14 protein-coding genes are annotated in these 16,135 nt (G+C 58.7%); 8 read left to right on the top strand and 6 right to left on the bottom strand.

The window, feature by feature from the left end; all coding sequences use genetic code 11:
• Window positions 1–142: 142 nt before the first annotated feature.
• The 5 genes from ACR0DY_RS07575 to ACR0DY_RS07555 are packed head-to-tail and all read left to right on the top strand — an operon-like array spanning window position 143 to window position 6,711.
• Window positions 143–1,963 (top strand): ABC transporter ATP-binding protein, encoded by a 1,821-nt coding sequence (locus tag ACR0DY_RS07575; RefSeq protein WP_480545733.1) that lies wholly within the window; start codon window positions 143–145, stop codon window positions 1,961–1,963.
• Between the two features lie 4 nt (window positions 1,964–1,967).
• Window positions 1,968–3,134 (top strand): acetylornithine deacetylase, encoded by a 1,167-nt coding sequence (gene argE, locus ACR0DY_RS07570; RefSeq protein ID WP_480481804.1) that lies wholly within the window; start codon window positions 1,968–1,970, stop codon window positions 3,132–3,134.
• Between the two features lie 43 nt (window positions 3,135–3,177).
• On the top strand, window positions 3,178–4,344 hold the full coding sequence (locus tag ACR0DY_RS07565; RefSeq protein WP_267362903.1) for a M20 aminoacylase family protein: 1,167 nt from the start codon (window positions 3,178–3,180) through the stop codon (window positions 4,342–4,344).
• A gap of 15 nt (window positions 4,345–4,359) precedes the next feature.
• Entirely contained in the window at window positions 4,360–5,523 is a 1,164-nt protein-coding gene (locus ACR0DY_RS07560) for a M20 aminoacylase family protein (RefSeq protein WP_480545732.1), read from the top strand.
• Window positions 5,524–5,547: 24 nt separating this feature from the next.
• Window positions 5,548–6,711, top strand: coding sequence for a M20 aminoacylase family protein (locus ACR0DY_RS07555; protein ID WP_480898033.1), 1,164 nt, complete (start codon window positions 5,548–5,550; stop codon window positions 6,709–6,711).
• A 42-nt stretch (window positions 6,712–6,753) separates the two neighbouring features.
• Here the strand turns inward: ACR0DY_RS07555 and ACR0DY_RS07550 are convergent, their stop codons facing one another.
• A complete protein-coding gene (locus ACR0DY_RS07550; protein ID WP_480545731.1) occupies window positions 6,754–8,076 on the bottom strand; it encodes a 3-deoxy-D-manno-octulosonic acid transferase in 1,323 nt (440 codons plus the stop codon).
• 3 nt (window positions 8,077–8,079) lie between these two features.
• Entirely contained in the window at window positions 8,080–9,087 is a 1,008-nt protein-coding gene (gene moaA, locus ACR0DY_RS07545) for a GTP 3',8-cyclase MoaA (RefSeq protein ID WP_267362895.1), read from the bottom strand.
• A gap of 90 nt (window positions 9,088–9,177) precedes the next feature.
• On the opposite strand from moaA, the gene ACR0DY_RS07540 reads away from it, so the two are divergent.
• Complete coding sequence (locus ACR0DY_RS07540) at window positions 9,178–9,609, top strand: hypothetical protein (RefSeq protein WP_480481801.1); 432 nt, start codon at window positions 9,178–9,180, stop codon at window positions 9,607–9,609.
• Here the strand turns inward: ACR0DY_RS07540 and ACR0DY_RS07535 are convergent.
• The 4 genes from ACR0DY_RS07535 to glmU are packed head-to-tail and all read right to left on the bottom strand — an operon-like array spanning window position 9,597 to window position 14,014.
• Window positions 9,597–10,283: a DNA alkylation repair protein gene (locus ACR0DY_RS07535; RefSeq protein ID WP_480481800.1), complete on the bottom strand. Its 687-nt coding sequence runs from the start codon at window positions 10,281–10,283 to the stop codon at window positions 9,597–9,599. The two genes, ACR0DY_RS07540 and ACR0DY_RS07535, sit on opposite strands and share 13 nt — an antisense overlap.
• Window positions 10,277–10,831 carry a pyridoxamine 5'-phosphate oxidase family protein gene (locus tag ACR0DY_RS07530; protein ID WP_480481799.1) on the bottom strand — a complete coding sequence of 185 codons (555 nt, stop codon included), beginning with the start codon at window positions 10,829–10,831 and terminating at the stop codon, window positions 10,277–10,279. The genes ACR0DY_RS07535 and ACR0DY_RS07530 overlap by 7 nt, the downstream gene beginning before the upstream one ends.
• A gap of 3 nt (window positions 10,832–10,834) precedes the next feature.
• Window positions 10,835–12,658 carry a glutamine--fructose-6-phosphate transaminase (isomerizing) gene (gene glmS, locus ACR0DY_RS07525; protein WP_480481798.1) on the bottom strand — a complete coding sequence of 608 codons (1,824 nt, stop codon included), beginning with the start codon at window positions 12,656–12,658 and terminating at the stop codon, window positions 10,835–10,837.
• Between the two features lie 3 nt (window positions 12,659–12,661).
• Entirely contained in the window at window positions 12,662–14,014 is a 1,353-nt protein-coding gene (glmU, locus tag ACR0DY_RS07520) for a bifunctional UDP-N-acetylglucosamine diphosphorylase/glucosamine-1-phosphate N-acetyltransferase GlmU (protein WP_480545730.1), read from the bottom strand.
• A 134-nt stretch (window positions 14,015–14,148) separates the two neighbouring features.
• Between glmU and ACR0DY_RS07515 the strand changes: the two genes are divergently transcribed.
• Both ACR0DY_RS07515 and ACR0DY_RS07510 read left to right on the top strand, forming a co-directional pair.
• Window positions 14,149–14,820, top strand: coding sequence for an HAD-IA family hydrolase (locus ACR0DY_RS07515; RefSeq protein WP_480545729.1), 672 nt, complete (start codon window positions 14,149–14,151; stop codon window positions 14,818–14,820).
• Window positions 14,821–14,859: 39 nt separating this feature from the next.
• Window positions 14,860–16,050, top strand: a complete 1,191-nt coding sequence (locus ACR0DY_RS07510) for a DegT/DnrJ/EryC1/StrS family aminotransferase (protein ID WP_480476061.1) — start codon at window positions 14,860–14,862, stop codon at window positions 16,048–16,050.
• The last annotated feature ends 85 nt before the right edge of the window (window positions 16,051–16,135 follow it).

Genomic DNA, 16,135 nt, shown 5'->3' with positions numbered 1-16,135 from the left:
TTACATGGCGTATCGAAACAGAACCTGAGAAAAATGCAAGTAGTGCCGTCGCGAAAATGTGTAATGGGTTTGACTTTTCCCGGCGGCCCGCCTTAGCGTTCGGAATTCAGAAAAAGAATACCGTCGTCAAGGGAGCGCGCGCGTGCTGGATCAGCCTATTGCACAGATTAAAAAACTGCGGGTGGAGTTTCAGACGAAGGATGGCCCCGTTGTCGGTGTTGAGGATGTCTCGTTCGAGGTCAAACCGGGTGAAACCGTTTGTATCGTTGGCGAATCGGGGTCTGGAAAATCGGTTTCGTCGCTGTCGCTGATGCGGCTGGTCGAGTTCGGTGGGGGTGAAATCGCGGGTGGTGAACTTCTGTTTGATCGCCGCGATGGGGGCGAGATGGACCTGTCCAAAGCCGATCCGGATCTGATGAAACAGATTCGCGGCAACGAGATCGGGATGATTTTTCAGGAGCCGATGACGGCGCTGAACCCAGTTTTTACCGTTGGTCGCCAGTTGACCGAAGGTCTGCGCATCCACAAGCAGATGTCGAAGTCACAGGCCGAGGACCGGGCGCTTGAGTTGTTGCGCCAGGTTCGTATCCCCGAGCCTGAGCGTCGTTTGAAACAGTACCCGCATGAGCTGTCGGGCGGGATGCGCCAACGTGTCGTCATCGCAATGGCGATGGCCTGCGAACCCCGCTTGCTGATCGCGGATGAACCCACCACGGCGCTAGACGTGACTATTCAGGCCGAGATCCTGGCCCTGATGGATCGCCTCAAGCGCGAAACCGGTACGGCGGTAATGTTCATCACCCATGACATGGCGGTTGTTGCGCAGATGGCTGACCGTGTTGTCGTCATGTATCGCGGCAACAAGGTCGAAGAGGGGACCGTCAGGGAAATCTTTGAAAACCCGCAGCATGATTACACCAAGGCGCTTTTGGCCGCAGTGCCGAAGTTGGGTGAAATGCAGGGCAAGTCGGCACCCGAACCGATGAAGTTGCTGGGTGTCGAGGGGCAGAAAATTGCACCCATCCCCGGAACCGAAGAAGTTTTGTTGACGGTAAAGAACCTGACCACGCGGTTTCCTGTCAAAGGTGGTCTTCTGCGGCGCACGATCTCGAACGTTCATGCGGTCGAGGATGTGTCATTCACACTGAACAAAGGTCAGACACTCAGCCTTGTGGGCGAATCCGGGTGCGGAAAGTCCTCGGCCGGGCGTTCGATCCTGCGGCTGGTCGAGCCGATGGCGGGCGAGGTCAATCTGGACGGTGTCGATATCATGAAGCTGGACCCGTCCGGCCTGCGCAAGGCGCGGCTGGACATGCAGATGATCTTTCAGGACCCGTTCGCCTCGCTGAACCCACAGATGCAGCTGGTCGATCAGGTTGCCGAGCCGATGCGCAACTATGGCGTGGCGTCGGGATCCGAATTGCAGGACCGCGTCGCGCAATTGTTCGACAAGGTGCAGCTGCCGCGCAGCTTCATGCGTCGTTTCCCGCATGAAATGTCCGGGGGACAGCGTCAGCGGATCGCGATTGCCCGCGCACTGGCCCTGAACCCCAAGCTGATCATCGCGGATGAGGCGGTCTCGGCCCTCGACGTGTCGGTTCAGGCGCAGGTTCTGAACCTGATGATGGAGCTGCAGTCCGATCTGGGGCTGTCCTATCTGTTCATCAGTCATGACATGGCCGTGGTTGAACGTGTCAGCCACTATGTCGGCGTTATGTATCTGGGCCGCATTGTGGAACTGGGCCCGCGTGCACGTGTGTTTGAAAACCCGCAACACCCCTATACGCAGGCATTGATGAAGGCAGTTCCAATTGCTGATCCGAACAAGCGAAAGACTGAAAAAGACCTGAACTTCAAACCGATCCCGTCACCGATCCATCCTGTCGATTACAAACCGGAACCCTCGCAATATCAAGAGGTTGAACCGGGTCACTTTATCCTGACCACAGACAGTGGGTACTGACACGATGGCCAAGCGCCTGACGCCGCTTGAGATCATGACCAAGCTGATCTCATTCCCAACCGTGAGTCGTGACACCAACCTGCCGTTGGTCGGCTGGGTGGAAGAATACCTGCAAAGCCATGGGATCACGTCGCACCGCTGGCCTGATCCGGATCAGCCGCATAAGGCGGCGATCTTTGCGCATGTTGGCCCTTTGGAAGAAGGCGCAGTTGTACTGTCCGGGCACACGGATGTCGTACCGGTTGACGGGCAACCCTGGGACACCGACCCCTTCACCGTGACCGAGGAGGACGGCAAATATTTCGGGCGCGGCACCTGTGACATGAAGGGATTTGATGCGCTTGCCATCTGGGCGCTGGTCGAGGCGCATTACGCACGTGTGAAACGACCGCTCCAACTTGCGCTGAGTTTTGATGAGGAAGTCGGGTGTACCGGGGCGCCGCCGATGATCGAGGCGATGCAGGGCGTTCTTCCCAAAGGCTCGGCGGTGGTTGTGGGCGAACCATCGATGATGCAGGCGGTGACGGGTCACAAGGGTGGGTTCGGCTTTGACACCCATATGGTCGGGTTCGAAGTTCACAGCTCGATCATGCACACAGGCGTCAACGCCATCATGGCGGCGGCCCCGTTGATCGACTGGGCCAACCAACAGAACGCGCGAAACATGGCGGCGCAACCCAGTACCGTTGCTGCCGTGTTCGATCCACCCTGGACAACCTGCCACGTCGGTATGATTGAAGGCGGAACAGCCCATAACATTACCGCCAAAGACTGCCGGTTCATGATGGATTTCCGGACTGTGCCCGATGAAACGCAGGCCCAATGGCGCGATGCCTATTTCGAACAGGTTCGGCACATTGAGGCTCAGATGCAGGCCGTTCACCCGGATACCCGCATCGAACTGACTGAAAACTTCGCGATTCCGGGGTTGATCCCGGAAGAGGATGGTGAAGCCGAAGCTCTGGTACGCGCCCTGACCGGAGACAACGCAAGCCATGTGGTCAGTTACGGGACCGAGGCAGGCCAATTTCAGGAGGCCGGGTATTCTGCCGTGATATGCGGACCCGGAGACATAGCACAGGCCCATCAGCCGAATGAGTTCATTACGATTGAACAATTCGAAGCCGGTCATAAATTCATGCAGCGATTGGTTGAAAAACTATGCGTCTAGCCCGGTGTAATACGGTGCCAGCGGTTGAGAGAAAGGTCTTGAGATGCCCGTGAAAAACAGACTTGCGGAAATGCATGGCGAGATCACCGAATGGCGTCGCCACCTGCACGCCCATCCGGAGTTGATGTATGACGTCCATGAAACTGCGGCGTTTGTCGCTGCCCGTCTGAAAGAATTCGGAGTGGACGAGATCACTCCGGGCGTTGGCAAAACGGGCGTTGTCGGGGTGATCAAAGGGCGCACGGATACGCAGGGGCGCGTCATCGGCCTGCGTGCAGACATGGACGCGCTTCCGATTGAAGAGGCGACAGGGCTGGACTATGCCTCGACCGTGTCGGGCAAGATGCACGCCTGTGGACATGACGGGCATACTTCGATGCTGCTTGGGGCCGCGCAGTACCTTTCCGAAACGCGCAATTTCGATGGCACCGTAGTTCTGATCTTTCAGCCTGCCGAGGAAGGCGGGGCCGGCGGTCTGGCCATGTGTCAGGACGGGTTGATGGACCGCTGGGGCATTCACGAGGTCTATGGCATGCACAATATGCCCGGTCTTCCGGTGGGAGAGTTCGCAATTCGACCCGGTGCGTTGCTGGCCTCGTCCGATGAGTTTGAAATCACCGTCACTGGCAAGGGCGGACACGCCGCTGCACCGCATGAGGCGGTGGATACAACGCTGGTGGCCTCGCACATCGTTGTTGCCTTGCAATCGGTTGTGTCCCGGACCGTTGACCCGATCAAGCGAGTTGTCCTCACCGTTGGGACGTTTGTGACGGACAGCGTAGCGTCGAACGTGATCGCTCATACGGTTCGTTTGCAGGGAACCGTGCGGACACTTGACCCCGAGTATCGCACAATCGCCGAAGAACGCGTGCGCCGGATCGCCGAGGATACGGCCTCGGCCTTTGGCGCGAAGGCGGAGGTTATCTGGACACCGGGATACCCGGTGACAGTGAATTCCGAGGCCGAAACAGGCTATGCCGCCGAGGCGGCAGCTGCGGTTGCGGGCAAGGTCAACGACAGCACGGACCCGATCATGCCGTCTGAAGATTTTGCCTATATGCTTGAAGAACGCCCCGGCGCGTACATCTTTATCGGGAACGGGGATACGGCCATGTGCCATCACCCGCAATACAACTTTGACGACGACGCGATCCCCGCCGGTTGCAGCTGGTTTGCCGAGCTTGTGGAACGACGATTGCCTGTCGCATGAAACAGGGAGAATGACATGCCGATCAAGAACCGTCTCGCAGAGATGCATGATGAGATCACCGGTTGGCGGCGTGACATTCACCAACACCCGGAAATTCTGTACGACACCCACCGCACCAGTGCGCTGGTTGCGGAAAAGCTGAACGAGTTTGGTTGCGACGAGGTCGTGACCGGCATCGGTCGCACCGGAGTCGTCGGGGTCATTCGCGGCAAAAGCGATACGCGGGGCCGTGTGATTGGCTTGCGCGCCGATATGGACGCCCTGCCGATGCAGGAACAGACCGGGTTGGACTATGCCTCAGAAATACCGAATGCGATGCATGCCTGCGGTCATGACGGGCATACTGCGATGGTTTTGGGGGCCGCCAAGTATCTGGCGGAAACCCGCAACTTTGATGGCACGGCAATTGTGATCTTTCAGCCTGCCGAAGAGGGTGGGAATGGCGCCGAGGCCATGTGCAAGGACGGTCTGATGGATCGGTTCGGCATTCAGGAAGTCTATGCGATGCACAATGTGCCGGGTGTTCCCACCGGGCAGTTTGCCATTCGCTCAGGCCCGTTGCTGGCAGCGGCGGACGAGTTTGACATCCAACTTGAAGGGCGCGGCGGCCACGCGGCAAAACCTCATCAGACGATTGATACAACGGTGATGCTGTCGCAGCTGATCGTGGCGTTGCAGACGATCGTGTCGCGCAACGCGGATCCGATTTTGCAGGCCGTGCTGTCTGTGACCTCGGTCGAGACGTCCTCGAAAGCGTTCAACGTGATCCCGCAATCGGCACGGATACGCGGCACCGTGCGGACCCATTCCAACGAGTTGCGCGACCTGATCGAACAACGGCTGAAGGAAGTCTCGGAAGGGACCGCTGCAACATTTGGCGGGTCCGTGAACGTCACCTATACGCGCGGTGTTCCAGTGACGATCAATGCCGAAGCCCAGACGGGATATGCAGCAGAGGCTGCGGTGTCGGTCGGGGGCAGTTGCATTGAAGCGCCGATGGTGATGGGGGGCGAGGATTTCTCGTTCATGCTGGAAGAGAGGCCCGGGGCATTCATCGTCTTGGGCAACGGTGACAGTGCCGGGCTGCACCACCCCGAATACAATTTCAATGACGAGATCATCCCCATTGGGTGCTCGTGGTTTGCGGAAATGGTCGAGCGCCGGATGCCGGCGGCGTGACCTGAATCAGGAGAGAGAAAAGACATGCCAGTCAAGAACCGCTTTGCCGAATTGCAGAATGAAATCACGGAATGGCGAAGGGATTTGCACGAAAATCCAGAGATCCTGTTTGAGACCCACCGCACCAGCGCGAAGGTGGCCGAGAAGCTGAAAGAGTTCGGATGCGATGAGGTTGTGACCGGTATCGGACGTACCGGCGTTGTGGGGGTGATCAAAGGCAAGTCGGACAGCAAGGGAAAGGTGATCGGCCTGCGCGCAGATATGGATGCGTTGCCGATACATGAGGCAACGGGGTTGGACTATGCCTCGAAAACGCCGGGTGCGATGCATGCCTGTGGTCATGACGGGCACACCGCGATGTTGCTGGGGGCGGCAAAGTACCTGTCGGAAACCCGCAACTTTGACGGCACCGTTGTCGTGATCTTCCAACCTGCTGAGGAAGGCGGCGGCGGGGGCCGCGAAATGAGCGAAGACGGCATGATGGACCGCTGGAACATTCAGGAAGTCTACGGCATGCATAACTGGCCGGGACAGCCTGTCGGCAAGTTCGCAATCCGACCGGGGTCGTTCTTTGCGGCAACCGATCAGTTCGACATCACCTTTGAGGGTCGCGGCGGACATGCGGCCAAACCGCATGAGACCGTGGATACCACAGTTCTGGCAGCGCAGGCTGTCCTAACGCTGCAAACGATTTCTTCGCGCAATGCCGACCCGATCGATCAGGTTGTGGTGTCAGTGACATCGTTCGAGACGTCATCCAAGGCGTTCAATGTGATCCCTCAGACCGTGCAGATCAAAGGCACGGTGCGCACCATGAGCAAGGGCATGCGGGATCTGGCTGAAAAGCGGATCAACGCGATTTGCAACGGTGTTGCGGCCACGTTTGGCGGCACCGCTGACGTGACCTATATTCGTGGATATCCGGTGATGGTGAACAGCGACGAGCAAACAGAGTTTGCGGCGGATGTGGCCCGGTCGGTGTCCGGTGATTGCGACGAGGCACCTTTGGTCATGGGGGGCGAAGATTTTGCCTTCATGCTGGAGGAACGCCCAGGCGCTTATATTCTTGTGGGCAACGGTGACACCGCAATGGTTCATCACCCGGAATACAATTTCAACGACGAAGCCATTCCGGCCGGATGCAGCTGGTGGGCGGAGATTGTCGAACAGCGGATGCCAGCCGCCTGATGGAGAGCGTGGGGGCTCTGCCCCCACACCCCCGGGATATTTCTAGCCAGATGAAGCGGGATCCTCTGCTTGCAGATCAAGCACCGTGCAGAGGGTTTCGACGACGGCATCCAAGGCGGTCGACTGCGTATTGACGCAGGATTGTGCAGCCCTTCGGGCCGCTTGAAGGGCATTCTGGTCCGACAACCAATGTGAAACGGCCTCAGAGAGGTCAGCGGATGTCTGGACCTCGACAGCGCCCTTGGCGTCGATCAGCGGGGCAAAGGTTTCTGCAAAGTTGAAATACCCCGGGCCGGTGATCACGGCGGCCCCGGCCTGTGCCGGTTCAAATGGGTTGTGTCCGCCAATTTCTTTCAGTGACCCCCCAAGGAAAACGATCGGGCAAAGCGCGTACCAGGTTCCGGTTTCGCCCAGTGTGTCGGCAACATACACCTGCGTCGTATCTGTGATCGGTGCGTTTTTTGACCGGAAGGACGCCTTGAGCCCCGCGTTGTTCAGAAGTTCTGCAACCTCACCGCGTCGTTCGGGGTGGCGTGGGATCAGTAGCAGCAGAAGGTCGGGCCAATGCTGCAACAATGCTTTGTGGGCTGCCAGAACGCTGTCTTCTTCTCCGGCATGGGTGGAACTGGCGATCCAGACCGGTCTGGCGGCTAATTGCGCGCGAATGTCATCCAGCGTGTTCTGGTCCACAGGCAGAGGATCGGACATGGCCTTGAGGTTGGTGCCGGGCTGCACGCGTTGGGCAGGGGCACCCATGGCAATCAGGTCGGCAGCTGTTTTGTCGTTTTGCGTCAGGAACAGGCGAAACTTATTCAGAATAAACCTTGCCGTTTTAGGGCGCTTCTTCCATCCGGCGACAGATTTGTCCGACAATCGAGCATTCAGCAGAGCCAGTGGAATGTCGCGCCCTGCGCTTTCGACAATCAACCGCGGCCAGATCTCGCTTTCGACGAAGATCCCGGCATCGGGTTGCCAATGGTCCAGAAAGCGTTGAACCGGGCCGGCTGTGTCAAGCGGCGGGTACTGGTGCCGGGTGCGGGGCGGCAAGCGCTTTTCGATCAGGGCCGCTGAGGTTGGCGTGCCTGAGGTGATCAGAAACTCGGATTTGGGAAGGCAGGTGCCCAGCCGATTGATCAGAGTGAGGACCGACAGGCTTTCGCCGACGCTGGCGGCGTGGAACCAGATCAACTGCCCTGCGGGGCGGGGCTGACTGGCATGGCCAAGACGTTCGTGCTGGCGGTTGGCTGCTACGCCCGCAGCCTCAAGTTTCTTTCGGACGGTTCTCCAGACCAGAGGTGCGGCCAGAGAGATCAGAGCGCAGTACAGGTAGTACAGCGCTGTGGGTCGGTCTTGGGGATCCGGCATGTATCAGCCGCCTGTATGGCTCATATGGCGGCTCATCCGGCCATCGACGGACTGGCGGGAATAGTCGAAGTCGTGACCTTTTGGTTTCAGGTTGATCGCCGCGCGGATGGCATCTTCAAGCGGCTGTTCTGTATCGGGGTGATCCCGCAATGCGCCGCGCAGATCAGCCATGTCCTCCTGCCCAAGACACATATAAAGCTCGCCAGTACAGGTCAGGCGCACGCGGTTGCAGCTTTCGCAGAAATTGTGGGACAGGGGCGTGATGAAGCCGATCTTCTGACCGGTTTCTTCCAGCCTGATATAGCGGGCCGGGCCGCCAGTGCGTTCGGCCAGATCCGTGATTGTGTAATGGTTTTCGTACTCTTTGCGCACGTCCTTGAGCGACCAGTACTGGTCCAGGCGATCCTCGTTGCCGATATCGCCCATCGGCATGACCTCGATCCAGGTCAGGTCCATGTCGCGCTCGGCGCACCATTCAGTGATCTTGGGCAGTTCGGGTTCGTTGAAACCCTTGAGCGCAACAGCGTTGATCTTGATCCGCAGCCCTGCCTTCTGCGCCGCGTCGATGCCGTTCAGTACCTGTTTGAGGCGGCCCCAGCGTGTGACCTTGGCAAATTTGTCGTCATCCAGAGTATCCAGGGATACATTCACACGGCGCACACCGGCGGCATATAGATCTTCGGAGAAGCGATGCAGTTGCGAACCGTTTGTCGTCAGCGTCAGCTCTTTCAACGCACCGCTGTCCAAGTGGCGAGTCATGGCGTTGAAGAAAGTCATGATATTGCGACGAACCAATGGCTCACCGCCGGTAATGCGCAGTTTCTCAACGCCCATTCTTACAAAGGTCGAGCACATGCGATCCAGCTCTTCCAGCGTAAGAAGGTCTTTCTTGGGCAGAAAGGTCATGTTTTCGGACATGCAGTAGACGCAACGAAAATCACAGCGGTCCGTAACGGAGACGCGGAGATATGTGATGGCGCGGGCAAACGGGTCGATGAGCGGAGCAGACATGCGACATAGGTAAAGCTGTAACCTGCCTGCGACAAGTGCGAACTGCGCTTTGCACTGGATCACGCCAGCATGGGGTTGTAGTTTCCGGGCATGAAAAAGACATTTGTATTTCTATGCGTTGTTTTGACCGGGTGCGACACTGTCCGGGCAACGACGGAACGTGTATTCGGGTCCGGGGGTGAGGCGGCTGAGGCCGTATCGGATGTCGAAACTGCGCCGGTTGTCGCTGAGGAGGTTCTTCAGCCCGAACCGGTTGCGGCACGCCCCAGTTGGGTCGGGGCCAAAACAACCATTGCCGGGCTTGGTGATCCGACCACGCCAGGACGCTGGATGCAGACGCCGCTGGTCGATAGCGAGGTAACGGCGCGGGTTGTTGTGCCCAAAACCGGCGCGCAGGCCTATATCACTCTGGTTCCTGCCGCAGGCCCGGAAAGTAGCGGCAGTCGCTTGTCGCTGGATGCCATGCGGGCCCTTCTGGTGCCATTGGACGAACTGGTCGAAGTCGCGGTTTATGCCGACTGACTTTTCAGGTATTTGGCGGCTTCGCGGCGGGCAAACGGCTTCATGGCACCACCATGTCTGTCCAAAAACGCGATCACGCGTTCGGGGTCGTGTTTGGACAGTTCCCGCAGCCACCAGGCGATTGATTTCTGAATAAACCAGTCGCGGTCAGGGACATATCCGGCGGCCCAGCCGAGGATACAGTCGCGACGTTGCAGGTCTTCGGGCTTGGGGTGGTTCTGTTTGGTCCAGGGCAGTGTTGCGACAAGGGCCGCGCGCCGGGTCCACATGTGATCGGACTGAGTCCACTGTTCGACGACAATCAGTCTCTCGGGGTCGGCCATCAGTCGTTTTTGCATCGCCATGCAGGCATGATCGGCGACGGCCCAGGCGTCAAAATCCGGTAGCCAGCTTTGAAGCAGGTCCCAAACCTGATCGTCGGGCCGGATGCGGGCCTGGGTCAGAAGCTTGGCCGCGGCAAGGCGCCCTTCGTGGATATCGGTTTGCCACAGCGCCCTGGCCAGCGTGACGCGTTTGTTCACATCCAGCTCTTGCCGCCATGTTTTGGTCAGATCGTTGAGAACCGGATTGGCGACACCCAGATAGACGCGATCCGCCTTGTGATAACTGGCCATCTGACCCGCACGTTCGGGGTCGGCATGGGCTTTGATCTGATCAAGAAAAGGGGTCAGCATTGGGGGCAGACCGGAGCGCCTGTCGGTTCGCCGTCAATCGTCTGGCTGTTCTTTTCGGCCCAATAAGACCGGATGTCGCCGTCCGTCTTGCCATCGACCCATTTCTGCATCGTGTCGCGGTCGGACTTGAATTCCATGAACGGCACTGCATACCCGCAAGAGGTCTGAACCATTTCGATCGACTGGTCATAGATCTGTCGCGCGCTGCGGTGGTTGGGGAAAAGATTGGCCAGTTCATCCCAGCCCTCATCTCTGACGTGCAGAGTGCGGGCTGTGCCATATGTGCGCAGGATCAGTGGGCGCGTGGTGAAGGAGCACCACATCAGTGTCATCCTGTTGACCTGCATCAGATGCCCCGCCGTCTCGTTGCCGCTGCCAGTCAGGTTCATCCAGACGATGCGGTTTGGCCCCAGCACCCGCAGCGAGTCCATACCTTTGGGCGAGATATTGACCTTTCCCTCGGTCCCGGCGGTGCCGACGAAGAACATATGCTGATCTTCGATGAACTTTTGATGCGCGTCATCAAGCCGGGGAAACTGTTTGGACATGGGTCACTCTACCGTCACTGATTTTGCCAGATTGCGCGGCTGGTCTACATCCGTCCCTTTGGCTACAGCTGTGTGATAGGCCAGCAACTGTGCGGGAACCGAATAAAGGATCGGCGCAAGACTGGTGTGAACATGCGGCATCCGGATCGTGCTCCAGACTCCGTCTCCGGCCTCGTCAATTCCATCATCATCAGACACAAGGATCACTTTGCCCTTGCGCGCCATCACTTCCTGCATGTTTGACACGGTCTTGTCGAACACCGTGTCTCGGGGCGCCATGACAACCACGGGCATATGTTTGTCGATCAGGGCGATGGGGCCATGTTTCAACTCTCCTGACGCATAACCTTCGGCGTGGATGTAGCTGATTTCCTTGAGCTTCAGCGCCCCTTCCATTGCCAGCGGATACATCAGGCCACGGCCCAGGAACAGAACGTCGCGCGCCTCGGACAGGCGTTGGGCCGCCTTGCGGATCGCCCGGTTCTGATCCAGTGCCGTGTTCAGCACGGTCGGCAATCCGCGCAGCGCAGCGGCATGATCGGCGATTTCCTCATCCGTCAGGGTGCCGCGATCTGTCGCCGCCTTGAGCGCGAGCATCAGCAAAACGCTTAGTTGACAGGTGAAGGCCTTGGTCGAAGCCACACCGATTTCAACGCCAGCATGGATCGGCAGGGCGATATCGCTTTCCCGAGCAATCGAACTTTCAGGGACATTGACGACAGAAACGATCTTGTCCGCCTTGCCCTCGCAATAGCGCAGCGCGGCCAGGGTGTCCGCGGTTTCTCCTGACTGGCTGACAAACAGCGCCAGTGTGCGACCCGTGATCGGAGGTTCACGATAGCGAAACTCGCTGGCGATATCGACCTCGACCGGCATCTTGGCCAGTTGTTCGAACCAGTATTTCGCGGTCAGGCAGGCGTAAAACGCGGTGCCGCAGGCGACCATGGTCAGGCGGTCCAGCTTGCTGAAATCCAGCTCGGCGTTGGGGAACACCACTCGATCACCGCCCGTGGGCAGGTAGGATCGGATGGCCTCGGCCACGACGATAGGCTGCTCAGCGATTTCCTTGGCCATGAAATGCTTGTGCTCGCCCTTGTCGGCGCGCGCATGATCCAGCTTGATCTTGCGCTTTTCCCGGTTGGCCAGTTCACCGGCTTCGTTGCGGATTTCCAGCGATGTTCGGGTCAGAACCGCGCGGTCGCCTTCCTCAAGATAAGTGATCTGGTTGGTCAGCGGCGCAAGGGCAATGGCGTCCGAGCCCACATACATCTCACCATCGCCGTGGCCGATGGCCAGGGGTGATCCTTTGCGGGCCGCTACAATCAGGTCGTCCTCACCATCGAAAAGGAATGCAAGGGCGAAAGCACCTTCCAACTTGTCGATAGTCTTGAAGGCGGCCTCGACCGGGGACATGCCTGTGTTGAGGTGATGTTCCGTCATCAGCGCGACGGTTTCAGTGTCGGTTTCGGTCTTGAAGGCGACACCGTGTTTGGCCAGTTCCGCCCTCAGGTCGCGGTAGTTTTCGACAATTCCGTTGTGAACCACGGCCACCGGGCCCGCCTTGTGGGGATGCGCGTTGTTGACGGAAGGCGCACCATGTGTGGCCCATCGGGTGTGACCAATGCCGGATTTACCGGGCAGCGGATCATGCACCAACAGATCGCTGAGGTTGACCAGTTTGCCGACCGCACGCCGACGACCCAGGACACCGTCATTAACGGTTGCAATCCCGGCGCTGTCATAGCCGCGATATTCCAGCCGTTTCAGGGCTTCTACCAGAATAGGGGCCGCTTCATGCTGGCCCAAGACACCTACAATTCCACACATATCTCAGGCCTCGTTATCGCGGCGAGCCTTCTTCGCCTTCAACATATCAAACAGTTTTCGCGCGTAGCCGGGTTTGTTTTCCTGCTTGGCGCGCGCCACGGCCAACGCCTCGGGCGCTACGTCTTTGGTCACCACGGTGCCTGTCGCTGTCATTGCGCCATCGCCCACAGTGACTGGGGCCACGAGCATGGTGTTGGAGCCGATAAAGACATTCGCACCAATGGTGGTTTTGTGCTTCATCACGCCATCATAGTTGCAGGTGATTGTTCCCGCGCCGATATTCGTCGCAGCACCCACTGATGCGTCCCCGATATAACTGAGGTGGTTGACCTTCGCGCCTTCGGCGATTTCGGCATTCTTGATTTCAACGAAATTGCCTACCCGCGTGTTTTCGGCCAGTTCCGCGCCGGGGCGCAGCCGCGCGTAGGGGCCGACGATGGCACCGCGACTGACATGGCACCCTTCCAGATGGGAGAAGGCCCGGATGCTCGCGCCGCTTTCGACGGTCACTCCGGGGCCAAAGACCACGTTGGGTTCGATAACTGTGTCACGCCCAATCACAGTGTCTGCGGACAGGTATACCGTATCCGGTGCCATCAATGTGACACCCATATCCAGCAGTTCTGCCCGCGCGCGCGCCTGAAATACGGCGTCGGCGGCGGCCAGATCAGCGCGTGAGTTCACGCCCAGCGTCTGCGCCTCGTCACAGGCGACGGCGGTTACGTTCAGACCGCGGTTGCGGGCGATCTCAACTACGTCTGTCAGGTAGTATTCCCTAGAGGCATTGTTGTTTTCAACGGCGTCAATCAGCGAAAAAAGCAACTGGGCATTACAAGCTAAAAGGCCCGAGTTACAAAATGTTATGGCGCGCTCTTCATCTGATGCGTCTTTGAATTCGACAATGCGTTCCAACGTGTCGCCATTCATGACCAACCGGCCATAGCGGGCCGGATCAGCCGCATCGAACCCAAGGATGACCAGGTCATTTTGGGATCGAGCCTCGACCATCCGTTCCAGCGTGTCGGGTTGTAAAAACGGGGTGTCGCCGAAAAGAACCACGATATCACCGTCGAACCCTTCCAGTGCTGTCCTGGCCTGACCGACCGCATGGGCCGTACCCAACTGTTCTTCCTGAACGGCTATCCGGGCATCTTCGTCTTCGTCCTGAGCAACCTTTGCTACAGCCTCGAACCCGTGGCCGGTAACGATCACCGTACGTTCGGGCGACAGGACAGACCCGGCGCGCATCGCGTGAACAAGCATCGGAGCCTGAGCGATGGGATGCAGGACTTTGGGAAGATCCGAATTCATCCTGGTGCCTTTTCCGGCGGCAAGGATGACAAGGGCAATGGTCATGAAATCGTTTTCTCTTTGTGTTTTGTTGCCGACCGTTTTATCCGCTGAGGGCAAAGGCGCAAGCTGTTCGGCCATCAAACAAGATTGCCGATTGAAACAGGACACGGCGAAAACCTGCCGAAACAGGAGGCAACATGCGGACCGTCATCTTCGATCTGGACGGCACATTGGCGGATACATCGGGCGATTTGCTGACAGCGGCGAACCATTGTTTTCGCGAAATGGGGCATGGTGATGTGCTGGTCCATGGGCAGGATGCAGGCATTGCGTTGCGCGGCGGGCGCATGATGTTAACCCAAGGGCTGAAACGCGTTGGAGCTTACGACGAGGACACCGTTCAGGCCTATTATCCGGTTCTGCTTGAGGCTTACGCGCAGGATATCGACACCCACACAAGTTTCTATCCGGGAGCGTTACAAGCCGTCGAGATGCTGAGTAACGCGGGCTACGGTGTCGGCATTTGCACCAACAAGCCGGAACATCTGGCCGAATTGTTACTGACGCGCATGGGAGTGCGGGATCGTTTTGCCTCGTTGGTAGGTGCGGATACGCTGCCGGTGCGCAAGCCGGACCCGGCCCCTCTGCGCGAGGCTGCGCGACGGGCCGGGGGAGATCCAGCCTGGTGCGTGCTGATCGGAGATTCGGATACCGACCGCAATACCGCCCGAGCGGCAGGGGTCCCATCGGTTTTGGTGACTTTCGGGCCGTCAGGGGAGGACATGGCAGCGCTGGAGCCCGAAGCCCTGCTGCATCACTTTGACGACTTGCCCGATCTTGTGCCTGATCTGATCGGTGCGGCAGCCTGAAACCTTGACCGGACCCTGTCGGAGATCCAGAAAAAGACCATGACGGAAACATTCATTGGTAATTTCACGCAGCAGGAACCCCTTCCAGACGACGCAATCGAGGCAGCGCTGGCTGTCCTGCGTCACGGGCGGCTGCATCGCTATAACGTGGTCCCCGGTGAGTTGGGGGAAACGGCCCTGTTGGAACAGGAGTTTGCTGCACAGATGGGGGCCAAGTATTGCTTGGCGGTTTCCTCTGGCGGTTATGCGCTTGCCACCGCGTTGCGGGCCGTCGGTGTGCAGCCGGGCGACCCGGTTCTGACCAATGCGTTCACTCTGGCTCCGGTGCCGGGATCAATTGCATCGGTCGGAGCGCGGGCGATCTTTGTCGGCGTCACCGAAAACCTGACCATCGATCTGGAGGATCTTGAGGGCAAACTGGATCAGGCCCGTGTCCTGATGCTCAGCCATATGCGCGGGCATCTGTGTGACATGGATCGTCTGATGCAGATGTGTGACGCGGCAGGCGTTATCGTGATCGAGGACTGCGCACACACGATGGGCGCGGCCTGGCGTGGTCAGTTGTCGGGGCGGCAGGGGGCGATCGGGTGTTATTCCTGCCAGACCTATAAGCACGTGAACTCGGGCGAGGGCGGTTTGCTGGTTACTGATGACGCGGAACTGGCGGCCAAGGCCACAATGCTGTCGGGGTCATACATGCTGTATGAACGCCATCTGGCAGCGCCGGGACCTGAAGTGTTCGAGCGGATAAAGTACACCACACCCAATGTGTCCGGTCGCATGGACAATTTGCGTGCCGCCATCCTACGCCCTCAGTTGCGGGATCTGGACCGGCAGGTGACACGGTGGAACGAGCGCTATCGCGAGATCGAGACCGGGCTGCGCGGCACTCCGGGCCTGACGATTGTCGAGCGACCCGAAGAGGAAACCTATGTCGGGTCTTCGATCCAGTTCCTGCTGTTGGATTGGTCGCCTGAGCGGATAGCCGACGTTATCAGCCGCTGCGCCGCGCGTGGGGTCGAGATCAAATGGTTTGGCGGGGCTGAGCCAACAGGGTTCACGTCGCGCTATGACAGCTGGAGATATTTTGAAAGCGAACGAATGCCGGAAAGTGATCGTGTTCTGGCAGGCATCATGGATATGCGTGTGCCGCTGACCTTTTCACTGGAGGATTGCCAAGTGATCGCGCGCATCATCCGAGCCGAAGTGGGCGCAGTTTATCAATCCTAGCAAAACAGAGTGCGCTTTCAGCGCACACTCGACCCTTGAGAGCGCCGCCCGGTTTGGGCGGCGTTTCGCGTTTTGGTCCGGGCTT

Source organism: Ruegeria sp. O6, assembly GCF_056535045.1.
The sequence above is the reverse complement of the archived record's forward strand: the minus strand, read 5'-3'. Positions and strand labels throughout refer to the sequence as shown.